This window comes from Maribellus luteus, assembly GCF_003576475.1.
GTDB classification, from domain to species: domain Bacteria; phylum Bacteroidota; class Bacteroidia; order Bacteroidales; family Prolixibacteraceae; genus Draconibacterium; species Draconibacterium luteum.
Window position 1 is genome coordinate 212788 of the sequence record NZ_QWGR01000007.1, and the last position, 17848, is coordinate 230635.

The window sequence follows — 17848 nt, forward strand, 5'->3', positions numbered from 1 at the left end:
AATTGGATATTTTTAAAAATTGACTTTCACAAAAAAAACCGTTCTCAAGAAGAACGGTTTTTTATATGGAGTGATTTTAAACTGCTCAATCGTAACGGTGTTCGTCAGCTGACGGATAATCGTCATTGGCTGATCCGCAGGCACAATCCTGATGAAGTCCTTTTTCATACTGCTCCAGTGCTCTTAAACTCATACCCATGTTCGAGAAACCGCCGTCGTGGAACAGGTTCTGCATGGTAACCATTTTGGTTAAGTCGGAGAACAAGGTAATACAGTAATTGGCACATTCTGCGGCAGATGCATTACCCAGCGGCGACATTCTTTCGGCAAAATCGAGCAAACGGTCAAAACCTTTCACACCGTTTCCGGCAGTGGTGATGGTGGGCGATTGCGAAATGGTATTCACCCTTACGCGGCGCTCACGTCCGTAGATGTAACCAAAGCTACGCGCAAACGATTCCAACAGCGCTTTGGCATCGGCCATGTCGTTGTACCCGTAAAAAGTACGCTGCGCTGCCACATACGACAGTGCTACTACCGAACCCCATTCGTTGATGGCATCCAGTTTACGGGCGGTTTGCATTACTTTGTGGAAAGATATGGCGGAAACATCCAGCGTTTTATCCAGGTAGTTATAATCCAGGTCGCTGTAATGTCTTTCTTTTCTTACGTTGGGAGACATTCCGATGGAGTGCAGAACAAAGTCAATTTTTCCTCCCAGGTATTCCATCGATTCCTTAAAAAGGTTGGTTAAATCATCTGTATTAGTAGCATCCGCTCCAATTACGATGGTATTTAACTTTTCGGCCAGTCCATTGGTTTCACCCATCCGGATGGCCACCGGCGTGTTGGTAAGCGTAATTTTGGCACCTTCTTCGTGTGCTCTTTCAGCTACTTTCCAGGCAATGGAATCGGGGTTAAGAGCCCCAAAAATAATTCCTCTTTTTCCTTTTAATAAGTTATTACCCATGATGGTTTTAATTATAAATAATGAGTTGCAAATTTAATTGAGTTTAAATAAAACGAATAAAGAATGTACTTTTTACGTGTGAAACTCGCCTATAATTAACTGTTTGCGCCGAATATTGTTCAGAACTGTTCAAAAATTAAGTTTTATATGAATGGGTAGAAAACCGCAGATACTTGTTTGTTTTTTAACATTGACCTCGTTGAGAAGACAGATATTATGCGGTTTCTGGTTGGTAGTGAAGACTTTGCCAAATGAATAAAAACACTTTTAAAATTTGTGATTTGTTGCCAATGCTTTAAGGCGGATTACTACAGAATATGCTGTTAATCATTCGCATTTCATAAACTTTAGCACCCGTTAGATGCTGGAATTCGTTCGATCTTTTATAGCTTTGAACTGGAATTTTTCATCATTTATCATAAACCTAGAAATATGAGAAACACTTTTCTAATACTGTTGTTGTCAGTGGCAACATTCAGTTGTTCAAACTCCTCTAAAAAGGAAACAAAACAAGATAAAATGGAAGTGAACCAGGAAATTAAGAACAAGGCGGATGAGTTTGCCTCTTTCAAGTTAACCACCGACTTGTCTGTTCTTTCAGAAAAAGAAAAACAAATGCTGCCGTTGTTGTTTGAAGCTGCTAAAATTATGGATGACATTTTTTGGCAGGAAGCCTACGGCAATAAAGAAGAATTGCTTGGAAAAGACTGGGATGAGTACACCCGGAAATTTATCAGCATCAATTACGGTCCGTGGGAAAGATTGCACAACAATGAGCCGTTTTTGCCGGGCTTTGGAGCCAAGCCTGCAGGGGCCAATTTCTATCCGGCCGATATGACAAAGGCAGAATTTGACGCTTGGGAAGATGAAACAAAAACAAGCTTGTATACCTTGATCAGAAGGGGCGAAGACGGGGAATTAAAATCGATTCCATATCACGTCGCTTTTAAGGAGCAGGTGGATAAGGCCTCGGCATTGCTGAAACAAGCAGCTGAACTGGCTGAAGACCCAGGCTTGAAAAATTACCTGGAAAAAAGGGCAGAAGCTTTGCTTACCGACGAATATTACGAGAGCGATGTAGCTTGGATGGAGATGAAAAACAATACCATCGATTTTGTGATTGGGCCGATTGAAAACTACGAGGACCAATTGTATGGCTACAAAGCTGCGCATGAATCGTACATTCTTATTAAAGACAAAAACTGGAGCGTTAAGCTGGAAAAATATGCGGCTTTGTTACCGGGACTACAAAAAGCCCTGCCGTGCGAGCCCAAATACAAAAACGAAACACCCGGTGTGGATTCGGATATGAATGTTTACGATGCCGTTTTTTATGCCGGCGACTGCAACTCGGGAAGTAAAACCATTGCCATTAACCTGCCCAACGACGAACGGGTGCGCGAATCAAAAGGAAGCCGCAAACTTCAGTTGAAAAATTCGATGCAGGCAAAATTTGACAAGATATTGGTTCCGATTGCTGAACTTCTGATTGCCGAAGATCAACGTTCGCACGTTAAATTCGATGCTTTCTTTGAAAATACCATGTTTCACGAAGTAGCACACGGATTGGGGCTGGGAAATACCGTTGACCAAAGCACTACGGTGCGCGAGGCATTAAAAGAAACCTATACTTCGATTGAAGAAAACAAAGCCGATATTCTGGGCTTGTGGTGCGTTTACCAGCTCAACGAAATGGGAGAACTGGGCGACAAAGACATGATGGATAATTTTGTGACTTTTATGGCGGGCATTTTCCGTTCGGTAAGATTTGGAGCCGCCAGCGCCCATGGTAAAGCCAACATGATGCGTTTTTATTACTTCCAGGAAACAGGCGCTTTTACGCGCGATGAAACAACAGGAACCTACCGTGTTGATTTTGAAAAAATGAAACAGGCCATGCTTGGACTTTCTGAAACGGTATTAAAAATCCAGGGTGACGGCGATTACGAAACGGCTAAAAAGATGATCGACGAAAAAGGGAACATCCGCGAAGCTTTGCAAAAAGACCTGGATAGAATCGGTGAAGCCGGAATTCCGCGCGACATCGTTTTTGAACAGGGACCGGAAGCACTCGGCTTGTAAATCAATAGTAAAATCATAAGCGAAATACCTGTCAGGAAAAGTTTCCGGCAGGTATTTTTTTTGTATTTGCACGTGTAGCTGCTTTTTGTGGCGGCCAATTACTTCGTTGAAAGACATCTAGTTCCGGAAATTTTTTATCTTGCACTAAAATTCGCACAATGAAACGGATTCTGGCAGCATTCTTAATTCTTCTGGCAAACCTGGTTTTGCTGGTGCATGCTGTTATTCCGCATCATCATCACAGCGAAAACCTTTGTTTCGACCTCACCGTTACGGAGCAGAGCAACACCGAAACCTGCTGCAGCGGAATCTGTACCAAAGAGAATCATCCGGATGATCCGGATAAAGAGTCTGACTGCTGCACGCTTTCTCACATTATTGCGCTTTTCAACGGAGATATCAAACAAAACATCCGAGCTCACATCAGTTCACATGATTTGCTGAGCAATGTATCGTTTGTCGCACTCGAAGGCAACGAAAATTCAGGGATTTTGAATCCCCGTTTCTTTATCGAGATTGTTTTCAACGATCAACTTCCCATTTATCATTCGCTGGCCAGCAAGGCCTTTGGCTTAAGAGGTCCTCCTTTTGTCGGCTAAATTCCGGTAGACTGGAATAACATTTCATGCTGGTTTCTGACCGGAATCTTTCGCTTTCTTTTTGATGTACGATGCCAAATGGGTTTGAATCTGATTCAACCTGGCAGTGGGTTGTATTTCAGAGTGAATGCGCACTTATTTTTCAAAAGATCCAATACCGGATCACAGTTTCAATACTTAGTATAATCATAAACAAATGAAACGAATATTATTTTTTATTACCGCGTTATCCGTATTAGCATGGGGCTGCAAAGAAAACGCGAAGGTGGAGAATGAGGCTGATCACGATCACGACCATGAACACGAGGAAGTAAAATTTCAATACACCGGTTATTCCGAAAGCCTGGAGTGTTTTGCTGAAGCCGATCCTTTTGTTTTGGGGGAAGAGAGCAATGTTTTATCGCATTTTTCGTGGCTGAGCAATTTTAAACCTGTCAATAACACACGGGTAACGCTTAAACTGCAAGTGAATACAAGCGAAGTGAGCGAGACACTGGAAGAAACGGATCGGCCGGGGATTTACAGTTTCAATCTCAAGTCGGAAATGGCAGGAAGCGGAAAGCTGGTTTATGAAATCCAATCAGGCGAAGAAACGTTTCGGTTGGAAGTCCCCAATATTACGGTGTATCAGAACGATGAAGCTGCCCACGAAGCGGCAGAAAAAGCGGAAATTTCAGGGATTAATGCATCCGTTTTTACTAAAGAACAATCCTGGAAAATCGATTTCAGAACAGAACTGCCCGCCAACGAACCTTTCGGGCAGGTGATAAAAACCGTGGCGCAGGTTCAGTCAGTTCCTTCGGATGAAATCACACTCACTGCCAAATCAAACGGAATGGTGCAGTTTGTAAGCCATAACCTGGTGGCTGGAAAAACGGTTGCGGCCGGTGAAAATTTATTCAGCATTAGCGGAAATCAGCTGGCAGTGAATAATTCGGCGGTGATGTATGCCGAGGCCAAAAACAACTACGCAACCTCTAAACTGGATTACGAGCGCAAACAGGAGCTGGCAAAGGAAAAGATTGTTTCGGAGAAGGATTTGCTTGAGGCGCGGAATAAATACGAAAATGCACGAATAATTTACCAGAACCTGGAGGATAACTTTAACGATCGCGGCGAATGGGTAAAAAGCCCTGCCAATGGTTACATCCGGCAGGTGTTGGTGAAGAATGGCGAGTACGCCGAACCCGGACAGGCACTGGCCACCATAACCCGGAACCGGGGGTATATGTTGTACGCCGAAATTCAGCCCAAATACCGCGAATGTATGAAGCATTATTCGGATGCGGTAATCCGGACTATGGGAAGCAATAAATCTTACGCATTGAAGGATCTGAATGGTGAATTGATGGCCACCGGAAACAGCACCGGTGAAGGGAATTTCATGGTTCCGGTACATTTAAGAACAGATGCTTCAGTGGAGTTGATCCCGGGCGATTTTGTTGAATTGTACCTTAAAACGGCCTCGGAAGAAAATAAAGTAGTGGTTCCGAATTCGGCTTTACTCGAAGAACAGGGATATTTCTTTGTGTATGTTCAGCTTACGCCTGAATTATTTGAAAAACGGGAAGTAAAAACCGGGACTACCGACGGACTTTCAACAGAGATAAAAGCAGGACTTTCTTCGCACGAGAGAGTTGTTACACAGGGAGCGATGTTTATTAAACTGTCGCAGGCAACCGGGGCGCTTGACCCACACGCCGGACACGTACATTAAAACCGGAAATCATGTTGAATAATATAATCCGATTTTCACTCAACAATAAATACTTCATCCTTTTTTGCTCGTTGGCACTGGTTGTGGTGGGAACCCGCACGGCCTCCCGAATGGATGTGGATGTGTTCCCCGACCTGACCGCGCCTACAGTGGTGGTAATGACCGATGCACACGGAATGGCGTCGGAGGAAGTAGAGAGATTGGTAACTTTTCCTATCGAAACCGCAGTAAACGGCGCTACCGATGTGCGCCGGGTGCGGTCAAGTTCTGCCTATGGTTTTTCCTTTGTTTGGGTTGAATTTGACTGGGGAACCGATGTTTTTAAAGCGCGGCAGATTGTGAGCGAGAAACTGATCAGCGTGTCGTCGCAGATGCCGCTGGGCGTGGGACAACCCATGCTGGCGCCGCAATCGAGTGTGATGGGCGAGATTTTCTTTATCGGAATGCAGGCCGACAGCACCAGTATGATGGACCTTCGCACCATTGCCGAGTGGAACGTAAAGCCCCTGGTACTGGCTACCGGCGGAGTTTCGCAGGTTACGATCATCGGTGGCGACTACAAGCAGTACCAGGTACTGGCTGATCCACACAAAATGGGCTATTTTGGAGTTTCGATGGACGAGTTGGCAGAAGCCTGTCAGTCGATGAGCCGAAATTCAACCGGAAGCGTGGTGCGCCAATTTGGTAACGAATACGTGGTTCGGGGCATCGGAAGATCGTCAGACCTCGAAACGCTGGCTAATTCGTACATCAAATCCAATAACGAAAAACCGGTTCGTGTGCGCGATGTGGCAACGGTTCAGATCGGGAGTGCCGTAAAAATGGGGTATGCCTCTGAAAATGCGAAACCGGCAGTCATCATTTCGATCTCGAAGCAACCGAATATCAATACCATTGATGTTACGAACCGAATTCAGGCCAACCTGGAAGTGCTTCAAAAAACATTGCCTCCCGACGTAAAATTGGATACCGGCATTTTTCGCCAGGCCGATTTTATTGAAACTTCGGTAAACAATGTGCAGAAAGCTTTGATTGAAGGCAGTATCCTTGTGGTGATCATCCTGTTCCTTTTCCTGGGAAGCTTCAGGACTACGCTCATTTCATTGCTGGCGATTCCGCTGTCGCTGCTAGGTGCCATTGTTGTGCTGAAACTGATGGGAATGAACATCAATACCATGAGTTTGGGCGGAATGGCCATTGCCATCGGATCGCTGGTTGACGATGCCATTATCGACGTGGAAAACGTATACAAACGCCTACGGCAAAACCAACAATTACCGGCCTTAAAAAGACGGTCGGCTTTTGATGTGGTCTTTGAAGCCTCAAAGGAAATCCGTGCTTCCATTCTGAATGCAACACTGATTATTATGGTGGCCTTTTTACCGCTCTTTTTCCTCACGGGGATGGAGGGGCGCATGTTGAAACCGCTGGGAATTTCATTCATTGTGTCGCTTTTTGTGTCGTTGATTGTTGCCATGACATTAACACCCTTACTCGCGAAGATTTTGCTTACCAACGAAAAATACCTGAAGAAAAACGAAAAGGAAAAATGGCTGGTGAGAAAGCTTTCAGTTGCTTACGAAAAAGCGCTGAACTGGTCGCTTCACCACAAGCGGGTGATTGTATTTTCAACTTTGGCCATCCTGGTGTTAGCCCTTGTTACCTTATCCGGATTCGGCCGTAGTTTTTTGCCTGCGTTTAACGAAGGATCGCTGACCATTTCAGTCATTACCAAACCTGGGACTTCGCTGGAAGAAAGCAACAAGATTGGTAACCTGGTGGAAACGGAGTTGCTTTTGGTACCCGAAATTCTGCACACCGCGCGAAGAACGGGCAGGGGAGAGCTGGACGAACATTCGCAGACAACCAACAGTGCCGAAATTGATGTAAAATTTGCGCTTGACAAACGCGATGCAGAGGAGTTTATGGAAGATGTCAGGGATAAACTGGCACATGTTCCGGGGATTGCCTTTACGGTGGGGCAGCCACTTGGGCACCGCATTGACCACATGCTTTCAGGAACACGTGCAAACATTGCGATCAAGCTGTTTGGGACCGACCTGAACCGGATGTTCGCCATCGGAAATCAAGTAAAAGCCACGATTGCGGATGTGGCAGGACTGGTAGATGTAAACGTCGATCAGCAGGTGGAAATTCCCCAGATTCAAATCCGGCCCAACCGCGATTTACTTGCCGAATATGGAATTTCGCTGGAGGAATTCAACCGGTTTGTGGATGTGGCTTTTGGGGGCGAAAAGCAAGCCGATATTTACGAAGGGCAGCGCAGTTTCGACCTGATTTTGCGATTGAACAAAGATTTTACCGAGAGCATCGAGGGCATAAAATCGGCTTTGATTGACACGGAGAACGGCAAAAAAGTGCCCCTCGAGCAAGTGGCCGATGTGGTTTCGGTGGCCGGACCAAGTTCCATTTCGCGCGAAAATGTTCAGCGAAAAGTGGTGATCTCGGCCAATGTTGCCGGGCGGGACTTGCGCGGAGTGGTAACCGACATTAGAAACAACATCGAACAGGAAATAGAGTTACCCGAAGGCTACCGGATCGAGTACGGCGGACAGTTTGAAAGCGAAGCAGCTGCATCGCGCACTTTGTTGCTGACTTCCATACTGGCCGTGTTGCTGATCTTTTTCCTGCTTTACCAGGAATTTAAAGACTTTAAACTGGCTGGAATTATATTGATGAACCTGCCGCTGGCACTGATTGGCGGCGTGTTCTCCATCTATTTCACCTCGGGAATTCTAAGTATACCCGCCATTATCGGCTTTATTACGCTGTTCGGAATTGCCACCAGAAACGGGATTCTTCTTATTTCAAACTACCAAAAACTGGACAATGGTACCAACTCACTGAAAGAAACGATCATCAAAGGTTCTTCAGATCGGTTGAACGCCATACTAATGACGGCGCTCACCGCGGCTTTGGCGCTAATTCCGCTGGCACTGAACGGAAACGTGTCAGGAAACGAAATCCAAAGCCCGATGGCAAAAGTGATCCTTGGCGGACTGCTGACGTCCACCATGCTGAATATTTTCCTGGTACCCATCGTGTACTTTGAATTGAGAAAACGTGGAATCATCAAAAACGAAAAAGAATGAAACGACTAATAATCTATGTGCTGGCAACTATCGTAATGGCTGTTGATGCGGGAGCGCAAACCAGCATCGATCAGGTATTGCGCGAAGTAGAGCAGAACAACACCACGCTGGTGGCTTTAAAACGAAGAGTGGATGCGGAGACAGCCGGAAATAAAACCGACCTCTTTTTACCCAATCCCGAAGTGGAATTTAATTACCTGTTCGGAAGTCCTTCGTCCATCGGGAACCGCACAGACATCAGCATAACACAAGGCTTTGACTTCCCGACGGTTTACAGCCGCCGAAGCGATATTTCGAATTTAAGAAACGAGCAGGTGTTACTGGAATACAAACGTCAGCAAAAAGAATTATTCTTGCATACCCGCCAGGTTTGCAATCAAGTGATTTACCTGAATTCGATGCTGAAAGAATATGATGAGCGGATTGAAAATGCCCGCCGGATGGTGGATCTTTTTCAAACAAAATTTGAAACAGGTGAAGCCAATGTGCTGGATTACAACAAAGCGCGCCTGGCCTTGCTCGATCTGAGCAAAAAAGCAGAAGCGCTGCAAGTAACCCGCGAGGAGCAGCTGGCAGAATTGACTCGTCTGAACGGTGGAAAAGAGATCGATCTTCAGCTCGCTGACTTTCCGGCGATCATTATTCCCGATGATTTTGAAAGCTGGTATGCGCAGGCCGAACAAAACAACCCGGTGCTGGCATGGCTTAAACTTGAAACCGAGGTAGGCCGGCAAAATGAAAAACTGAACTCAGCCCTTGCTCTGCCAAAGTTTCAGGCCGGTTATATGAGTGAAAAAGTGGTGGGAGAACGTTTTCAGGGGATTTCGGTTGGAGTGTCGGTGCCGCTGTGGGAGAGCAAGAATAAAGTAAAAGAAGCGCGCGCGCTTACCGAAGTTTCCAGGGCGGTAGAGCAGGACAACCAACTCAGGTTTTATAACTCGCTGAAAGCCTTACATGCAAAAGGTCTGCAATTGCAAAGCAGTCTGAGCGACTATCAGCAGGAATTGGAATTGTGCAACAACACCACGCTGGCTGCCAAAGCTCTGGAAGCAGGAGAAATATCGATGATCGATTACATTCTGGAGCTGACGGTGTATTACGAAAGCTTTAACAACATGATCGAAATTCAAAAAGATCTGCACCAAACCCAGGCCGAACTGATGCAGTTCGAACAGTAGTTAATCAAATAACTTCTCGTGGCCTGCCATGAGATCATCACCTGGGAATAGAAATCCTTAACAAAATGATACTCCCCGTCGGCTTAGCTGCGGGGAGTTTTTATTTGAGGGCCGAGCCGGAAGCGAATACAAAAGGGCGTTTAACAAGCTGTTAACAACGCTATTTAACCTTTTGTGTTATATTTGCAACGGTGAAAGTTTTTCGAAACATATTGGTTGTACTACTGGCGATGATCTTTCTGATATCTTCGTCGGGCTATGTTTTGTATAGCAGTACCTGCTTGTGTTCGGGCGAGAAGTACACCAGTGTTTTTGTTCGGCCGGATACCTGCGAGACCGAGTTTCACAGCCATCACACCCACGATGCCGATGGAAATGAACAGTTATGCACTGCCGGAGAATGCCACGAAAACGACACCTGTCACGGGCACCACAGCGAATGTGGATGTGAGTCGCCCGAGATTTACTTTTTCAAATTGAAGGACAATGCGATTAACGAGGGAGTGAAGTTTCTTGCTTCCACGCCGCAGCCCCTTCAAATAGTTACGGTGGATGTGCCGGAAACTTTACTTCCGGATACCGAAGCGTTTGAGAACGAATCTGAAGTTCACATTCCGCCACCGAGGCTTGAGTCTTCGCTCGAGTTTCTAATCAGCATTCAACAGCTAAAAATCCCTTCACTGGCTTAAGATTTTTTCTGATGCCCATCGTTTTGGTGGGTAATAAGTGTATTAACCAATGTTAAACAGTTGGAATACGGACGTTTGTATCCTATTCCGGTTGTAATATCTTAAGCAATGAAGCAATATTTATTATTTATTTTAATGATACTACCCGGCCTTTCTTTTGCCGACGAAATAAAAGGAATTGTATACGCAAAAGAGGGAAACGGAAAACAACCACTTCCCGGAGTAAATATTTACTGGGAAGGAAGTACACAGGGAACCACTTCGGTGGCTGACGGAAGTTTCAGCATCGGTCAGAAAAACAACCAGCACATGTTGGTGTTTAGTTTTGTTGGCTACGAAAAGCAGGTGGTTCATGTTCATGAAATGGGCGCACTGGAAGTGGTGCTTGAGCCCAACCTGGAGATTGAAGAAGTAAAAGTGGTGAAAAAGAACCGCGGAACTTATTTATCTACAATCAACCCGATACAGGTAGAAAACATCAGCAGTGCGGAGCTGCACAAGGCGGCCTGTTGCAACCTGGCCGAGAGTTTTGAAACCAACCCTTCGGTAGACTTGAGCTACAGCGATGCCATTACCGGCGCCAAACAGATCAAACTGTTGGGGCTCGACGGAACTTACTCGCTGATGCAGATTGAAAACATGCCCAACCTGCGAGGACTGGCTACGGCTTCGGGATTGACCTACATTCCCGGACCGTGGATGGAATCCATCCAGGTGTCGAAAGGCGCTGCTTCGGTGGTTAACGGCTACGATGCCATTGCCGGGCAGATCAACGCCGAGCTCAAAAAGCCCGATTCGGATGAAAAGCTGTTTTTGAACCTGTACGGAAACATCGATGGCCGGCTCGAATACAACGGAAACGGGAACATTCGGCTGAAAGGCGATACATTGACAACGGGGATTTTTGTGCACGGGCACGATCTCTCGAAACGCAACGATCATAACCACGACGGTTTTCTGGACGAGCCGCTGTCGAAAATGTTCCAGGTAGCAAACCGGTGGAAGTACAATAATCAGAATGGTTTCATGGCTCAGGCCTATGTTAATTTCCTGACCGAAGAACGTTTGGGCGGGCAGAAGGAGGTTGACTGGAACATGCAGCCTTCGGTGAATAACCCTTTCGGGGTGAACATCAAAAACGACCGGATAGATGCTTTTCTAAAATCGGGCTATACTTTTAACAATGGCAAATCGGCCATCGCCTGGCTGTCGAACTTTTCGCGCCACGAAACCGAATCATACTACGGATTAACGCCTTACAATGCCGATGAAACCCGGTTTTATGCCAACGCTGTTCTAACCCATGACCTGGACGCATATGCCCGTCATATTCTGAATACAGGAGCCAGTTTTGTGTACGACGATTTCAACGAAGCTATTTACGATCAGAACATCGAGCGCACCGAAAAAGTGCCCGGTTTGTTTGCTGAATATACGTTCAAGCCCAATCCGAACCTTACGCTGATGGCGGGTTTGCGTACCGATTTTCATAACCTGTTCGGAACTTTTGTGACGCCGCGTATGCACTTCCGTTATCATTTTGCTGATCATTTTACCATTCGTACCAGTGCCGGGAAAGGATACCGTACGGCCAATGTGCTTTCGGAGAATGTTTATTTGCTCTCTTCATCGCGCCCTTTGCAGTGGACCGACGATGTGATGCAGGAGGAAGCCTGGAACTACGGTTTTGCCTTTATTCAGAATTACACTTTGCTGGGACGCGAGCTGACACTGAATGCGGAATTTTTCCGCACCAGTTTTGATTCGCAGCTGATTGTTGACCGCGAAACATCTCCTGATTATGTGATGCTGACACCTTTACAGGGGACTTCGTTTGCCAACAGCCTGCAGTTTGATGTGCGCTGGCAACCCATCGAAAGGCTCGATTTGTTGCTGGCTTACCGAATCAACAACATCAAACAAACCATTGGCGGAGAGTTGGTGGATAAACCGCTTACCAACGATTACAAAGGGCTGATCAACCTGAATTACACCACCAACCTGAAAAAGTGGATGTTTGATTACACGGTTCAGTTTAACGGCGGCGGGCGTATTCCGGAATATCCCGGCGAAGTTAGTGCAGGCGGCCTTGCTTTCGATCCGTATGTGGTGATGAATGCACAGGTTACCAAGTATTTCAGGTACTGGAGTGTTTACTTTGGCTCTGAAAACCTGGGTGATTTTAAACAGTCGCACCCGATACAGGGAGCTGACAATCCGTTCGGGCCCAATTTTGACGCCACCAAAGTTTGGGGGCCGGTAATGGGGCGAAAAGTGTACCTCGGATTACGATTTAATTTGAATTATGAATAATCAGCTGCGGGCTGTGAGTCAGGAGCGATCAGGCAACAGACTCGACGCTCGTAGTTGGAAACTAAAAAACTAAAAAAATGAAAAAACTATTGATTCTTACCATCGTGTTGCTGGCAGGCTTTGCCACCCATCCGCTTTACGCGCAAAAAAAGGGAAACAAAGTTGTTTGCTTTAAAAGCAACATGGACTGTTCTGATTGCGAGAAAACGCTTTCTGAGTACCTGAAATTTGAGAAAGGGGTGAAAGACCTGAAGGTTGATCACGTTTCGAATACCATTATGGTTGAGTACAAAGAAGGAAAAAGCAGTGACGAAAACATGGCTAAAGCTGTGGAGAAAAAGGGCTACAAAGCCGAAAAGATCAGCCAGGAGGAGTACAAAAAAATAGTGGCCCACGCAAAGGAAGCCGGCCACGATCATGATCACGAACAGCATCAGGAACGGGAGCATAAGTAAAGTTGTAATTACTTTCGGAGCGAAAATAGGACAGGAGCGGGTATTGATTATCCGCTCCTGTTTGTTTTATCGGCAGCACGTAAGCGAAATATAAAAATGCCGAACGCTGAAGGGGGGATGGATTTGCCAATGCTTTAGAGGGCGTGTAACAATACAGATCGAGGCAAAAAAATGTTTTTCCACCCTTGCCGCAGCTGTGCAACAGGCGAGCCACAGTTTTAAATGGCCTGTTGCAGAATTGCGGGAGGCAATCTACGTTTGCTTTTTGGGTGCTGCAGTTCTGCGGGACGCCAGCCACAACTTTTTCTTGCCTGTTGCAGCGCTGCGGGAGGCGAGCCACAATATTTTTTTCCTTGTTGCAGCGCTGCAGCAAGCTTTCCGGAACATTTTTTCCTTTGTCGCACGGCTGCGGCAAGCCAGCCACAATCGTGGCTGGACAATTACACGGCTGCAGGAAGCCTGAAAAACAGATAATTACACGATGTTCGAATATGGGTAATGGTGCTGAAAGCCGCAACTGGCAGGACGATAGCTAAAGCCCGCATAACAAAATCCCGGAGGGATTACATATTTGTAGAAAAAAGGGTAGTGGTTCTGTATGCGACTCCGGCCGGAGTCGTATGGCTGTTCGTCGTATTTTCCAAGCTACAAACATTTGAATCCTCCGGATTCCTGATCCTCATACATTGAATGTTTTAGTTTTTATTTAAATGAATCAAAATCCCGGAAGGATTGCATGTCTGTAAAAAGGAGAACCCCTCGTTGAAGGTGCGACTCCGGCCGGAGTCGAATATTTGTTCGGCACATTTTCTGGCTACAAATATTTGAATCCTCTGGATTCCTGATCCTTCAATTCAACTATTTCGTTTTTGCGGAGACTGAGGCCGGTTAATTACACAGGCAATTTCAATCAATTTAACAAAACAATCAGCCAACAAGCGCGTTTGTTTTTTGGTTAATCTTTTCCTCCGGGGATAAAAAGAAAGCACTTTGCATTTAATTAATTGATAATGGGGCCTAAGACAACTGCCTGCTGGTAGGTAGAGAAAAAAATATTTACATCTTCGGGTTTCAAGCTTAAAAATAAAATAGAATGACACATAAAGGATCTTGTCTTTGCGGTGAAGTAGTTTTTGAAGTAAACGGCGATTTCGAGGATTTTTTTCTTTGCCATTGCAAGTGGTGCCGGAAAGATACGGGCTCGGCGCACGCCGCCAATCTGTTTTCGTCAACCGCTAGCATTAAATGGATTTCGGGCGAGGATAGCGTCAAGTCTTTTCAGTACAAATCAACACAGCACGTAAAAGCGTTTTGTACCAACTGCGGCTCGGCACTGCCCAACACGCAAATGGACGGAGCTTTGTTGGTAGTGCCTGCGGGGAGCCTCAACACCGATGTGCCGATACAACCCAAGGGACATATTTTTCTGGCCTACAAAGCCAACTGGGATAACAACCTGGGAGAAATTCCCCAATTTGAAAAGCTTCCCGGTTAACAAAAGCATTACTTTTGCAAAGAAAGTAACAGATACCTTCAACTAAAACCATCAGCTATGCATGAAATAATTAACCGCGTTCGGGAGCGCTTGCTGCAAAGCACCGACGAAAACACCCAAAAAAACAGCCAGCGCTTTTTCAAGGAAACCATTCGTTTTTACGGCGTTAAAACCGCTGTGGTGCAAAAGATCAGCAAGGAATGCTTTGCCGATATAAAACACCTGCCCAAAGCCGAAATATTCGCCCTTAACGAAACGCTGTGGCAATCGGGAATGATTGAAGAGTCGTTTATTGCCTGTAACTGGACGTATGCTCTTCGAAAACAATTTCAGCCCGATGATTTTAAGCTGTTCCGGCATTGGGTGGATTCGTACATCAGCAACTGGGCTTCGTGCGATACCTTTTGCAACCATTCGCTGGCTGAGTTTATGGAAATGTACCCCGATTATGTACAAGAGTTGAAAACCTTCACCCAATCCGAAAACCGGTGGATGCGACGTGCGGCAGCCGTTACCTTTATCATTCCTGCACGGAAAGGACGGTTTCATACCGATATTTTTGAAATTGCCGACTTGCTGCTGCTCGATACCGACGACCTGGTCCAGAAAGGTTATGGCTGGATGTTAAAAGCCGCCAGTCAGTACGATCAGCAAAGGGTTTTTGAGTATGTGATGCAAAAAAAAGCCGTGATGCCGCGAACGGCTTTGCGGTACGCCATCGAAAAAATGCCCAGGGAATTGAGGCAGGAGGCAATGAAGAAATAAACGTATTGAGAAGCATTTGCTCTGGAAATGATTGGGATTAACATAAAAGATTATCTTTAAAATCAAAATTGACCAACATTCCAAAAACTGAAAATGAAGCAAAAAAGAATTGCCCTGAAGACATTGCTCAATGTTGTTTATTTAATTATCGTAGGCGGCCTTTTATTAAATTGGATAAAAAAAGACAGAATTTCTGATGAGTTTATTTTGTTCGAAATGAGAATGTTTCAACACATTCGTTCCGACATGCCAGCAGATGCAGAAATATTGGTCTCTTATTGTGACTCGGTTCAGAATTTTATTTTACACAATAAAGTAAGAACCAATGTTAAACTCAACTGTGAAGAATATTTGGGGAATACAGATTTTATGAAAATAAACCGTTTGCAAACAGATTTTCGTACCAAAGTGCATTTAGTTTACGACGATATAAGTACCCAGGAAACATTTGCGTCATTGTTATGGGCAATTGTTATGATTGTTCTTCAGGTGGGAGTTGCTTGGGGTTCTAAAATGATAAACAAAAAGTTTAGCGATTAATTAAGGATACAACAAAAGTTACATGAATAATTTCCTTGAAAGTATTGATAAGCAAATCGCCTCCAACCGGGGAAAGAATCTGTTTCTCGACCAGCCCGGTCTGCTTCGTTTTATTCGTGAAACGGTTGAGGCTATTTCAAAACTCAATGAGCTAAGCCCGGAACAGCAGTGTGTTTTGATTGACTATGCCGCCGATAAAGCGCATGAAGAGTTTTGCCGGGTAAACCAGTATTACTCGTTTGGTGCCGAATCGAAAAAGGCTTTACGCGACGTTTATGCCGATTTACTGGCCTCCATTCAGCAAAAGGACCAATCGGTCGACGCCATCTCCGAAAATCATTATAAAAAGCTAAAAAGCTGGTTGCAGGAGTACAATGCCTTTGGCGGTAAGTTGTACGAAAATGCCGGGCCTTATATTGAGCCGGTTGCCTGTTCGGAGTACAGCGCAGCTTTGCAACTCGGGATTTTAACAATTGATCCCGAATCGTTGATGCAGCCGGTGTTGGATGTGGGATGCGGGAAAGAGGGAAACCTGGTAAAATTTCTGCACGAGCGGGGTGTGGAAGTTTTCGGGATCGACCGGTTTTTGTTTGAGGCGGCCAATTTATTCACCGGCGACTGGCTGGAGTTTGATTACGGGCACGCAAAGTGGGGGACAATCATTAGCAACCTGGGGTTTTCGAATCATTTTAACCACCACCATTTACGGGAAGACGGTAACTACATTGGGTATGCAAAAGCCTACATGGATATTTTGCATGGCTTAAAACCCGGCGGAAGTTTTTACTATGCCCCCGATTTGCCGTTTATTGAAAAATACCTGGATACAACCCGGTTTGCCCTGAAAAAGCAGGAGGTGAATCAATACAATTTTAAATCAACAGTCATCAAAAGATTGGGATGAGCTAGTTGATGAAAATGGCAGCAAGTGCAGTGTTAAATGTCGTTGTAAATACAGGTTGTTCCCGATAACAGTTTTTTCATTTTCGACAGGGCAACACCTCTGATCTGTCTGACCCGCTCGGTAGATGTTTGTAAAATCTCGGATATTTCAGTAAGACTGTGTGGTTTGTGATTGTTTAAACCATAATGCAGGATAATGATTTTCGCTTCTCGTTTGTCCAGTTTTCGCAATGTACGAATCAAATCGATCCTGGTCGACTCGACCAGCAGCTCGGTGTCGGGAGAAGGCGTATTGTCGGTTTGTATGAGGTCGTAAAGCGTAAAGTCACTGTCTCCATCGTGCGACAAAGGTTTGTCGAATGAAATGTGGTGAAATTTGATGGCATTGTTTTTAGCCACCAGGTCTTCCTTTACTTCCAGGTAATCCGCTAATTCGCGGTTGGTGGGTTCTCGTTCAAACCGCTGTTCCAGAAATGAGGTGGCTTTTTTTATTTTGGAAATGGAAGCCATTCGGTTGAGCGGTAATCTTACAATTCGGGTTTGTTCCGATAGGGCCTGCATAATCGACTGGCGTATCCACCACACAGCATAGGAAATAAATTTGAAGCCCCGGGTTTCGTCAAATTTTCCGGCAGCTCTTACCAATCCGACATTCCCCTCGTTGATAAGGTCGACAAAGGATAAGCCCTGGTTCTGGTATTGTTTGGCTACCGAAATTACAAAACGAAGGTTGGCTTCCACCAGTTTTTGCAAGGCTGCCTCGTCGCCTTCCCTGATTCTCCGTGCCAGTTCCACCTCTTCTTCCGGAGAAACAAACGAATGCCTGGCCACTTCTTTAAAATAGATGTTAACAGAGTTCTCGTTTCGATGGGTAATCTGCTGGTTTATTTTTAACTGCCGCATATTTCTTCTGTTTCTGTTGTTATTGTTTTTCTGATCATTTTATACAATGCTGGCTTCAAAAGTTACGATGCAAAAAGTAGTACACCTGGCCGGGTAAAATGCCTCCCAGCTGCGGCGAAATTGCAT

At 45.4% G+C, this 17848-nt stretch carries 14 protein-coding genes; 12 read left to right on the plus strand and 2 right to left on the minus strand.

The window, feature by feature from the left end; genetic code table 11:
* Positions 1-85: 85 nt before the first annotated feature.
* Positions 86-970: an enoyl-ACP reductase FabI gene (locus tag D1614_RS13975; RefSeq protein ID WP_119438567.1), complete on the minus strand. Its 885-nt coding sequence runs from the start codon at positions 968-970 to the stop codon at positions 86-88.
* A 432-nt stretch (positions 971-1402) separates the two neighbouring features.
* Here D1614_RS13975 and D1614_RS13980 point away from each other — a divergent pair, with 432 nt between their 5' ends.
* The 12 genes from D1614_RS13980 to D1614_RS14045 all read left to right on the plus strand — a co-directional run bounded on the left by D1614_RS13980 (position 1403) and on the right by D1614_RS14045 (position 16820).
* Entirely contained in the window at positions 1403-3052 is a 1650-nt protein-coding gene (locus D1614_RS13980; protein ID WP_119438568.1) for a dipeptidyl-peptidase 3 family protein, read from the plus strand.
* A 158-nt stretch (positions 3053-3210) separates the two neighbouring features.
* Positions 3211-3651: a DUF6769 family protein gene (locus tag D1614_RS13985; protein WP_119438569.1), complete on the plus strand. Its 441-nt coding sequence runs from the start codon at positions 3211-3213 to the stop codon at positions 3649-3651.
* 196 nt (positions 3652-3847) lie between these two features.
* Positions 3848-5368 carry an efflux RND transporter periplasmic adaptor subunit gene (locus tag D1614_RS13990; protein ID WP_119438570.1) on the plus strand — a complete coding sequence of 507 codons (1521 nt, stop codon included), beginning with the start codon at positions 3848-3850 and terminating at the stop codon, positions 5366-5368.
* A gap of 11 nt (positions 5369-5379) precedes the next feature.
* Positions 5380-8481 (plus strand): efflux RND transporter permease subunit, encoded by a 3102-nt coding sequence (locus D1614_RS13995; RefSeq protein WP_119438571.1) that lies wholly within the window; start codon positions 5380-5382, stop codon positions 8479-8481.
* A complete protein-coding gene (locus D1614_RS14000) occupies positions 8478-9659 on the plus strand; it encodes a TolC family protein (RefSeq protein ID WP_119438572.1) in 1182 nt (393 codons plus the stop codon). The genes D1614_RS13995 and D1614_RS14000 overlap by 4 nt, the downstream gene beginning before the upstream one ends.
* Before the next feature lie 191 nt (positions 9660-9850).
* The gene (locus D1614_RS14005; protein ID WP_147384224.1) at positions 9851-10348 is read left to right on the plus strand and encodes a hypothetical protein; all 498 of its coding nucleotides are present in this window, start codon (positions 9851-9853) and stop codon (positions 10346-10348) included.
* A 108-nt stretch (positions 10349-10456) separates the two neighbouring features.
* Positions 10457-12661 carry a TonB-dependent receptor gene (locus D1614_RS14010; RefSeq protein ID WP_119438574.1) on the plus strand — a complete coding sequence of 735 codons (2205 nt, stop codon included), beginning with the start codon at positions 10457-10459 and terminating at the stop codon, positions 12659-12661.
* A 77-nt stretch (positions 12662-12738) separates the two neighbouring features.
* On the plus strand, positions 12739-13116 hold the full coding sequence (locus tag D1614_RS14015) for a heavy-metal-associated domain-containing protein (protein WP_119438575.1): 378 nt from the start codon (positions 12739-12741) through the stop codon (positions 13114-13116).
* 1093 nt (positions 13117-14209) lie between these two features.
* A complete protein-coding gene (locus tag D1614_RS14030; protein WP_119438578.1) occupies positions 14210-14611 on the plus strand; it encodes a GFA family protein in 402 nt (133 codons plus the stop codon).
* A 57-nt stretch (positions 14612-14668) separates the two neighbouring features.
* The gene (locus D1614_RS14035) at positions 14669-15376 is read left to right on the plus strand and encodes a DNA alkylation repair protein (protein WP_119438579.1); all 708 of its coding nucleotides are present in this window, start codon (positions 14669-14671) and stop codon (positions 15374-15376) included.
* Positions 15377-15469: 93 nt separating this feature from the next.
* Positions 15470-15916, plus strand: a complete 447-nt coding sequence (locus tag D1614_RS14040) for a hypothetical protein (RefSeq protein ID WP_119438580.1) — start codon at positions 15470-15472, stop codon at positions 15914-15916.
* A 22-nt stretch (positions 15917-15938) separates the two neighbouring features.
* Positions 15939-16820 (plus strand): class I SAM-dependent methyltransferase, encoded by an 882-nt coding sequence (locus D1614_RS14045; protein WP_119438581.1) that lies wholly within the window; start codon positions 15939-15941, stop codon positions 16818-16820.
* A gap of 32 nt (positions 16821-16852) precedes the next feature.
* Here D1614_RS14045 and D1614_RS14050 read toward each other — a convergent pair whose 3' ends face one another.
* Positions 16853-17722: a sigma-70 family RNA polymerase sigma factor gene (locus tag D1614_RS14050; protein ID WP_119438582.1), complete on the minus strand. Its 870-nt coding sequence runs from the start codon at positions 17720-17722 to the stop codon at positions 16853-16855.
* Positions 17723-17848 lie beyond the last annotated feature (126 nt).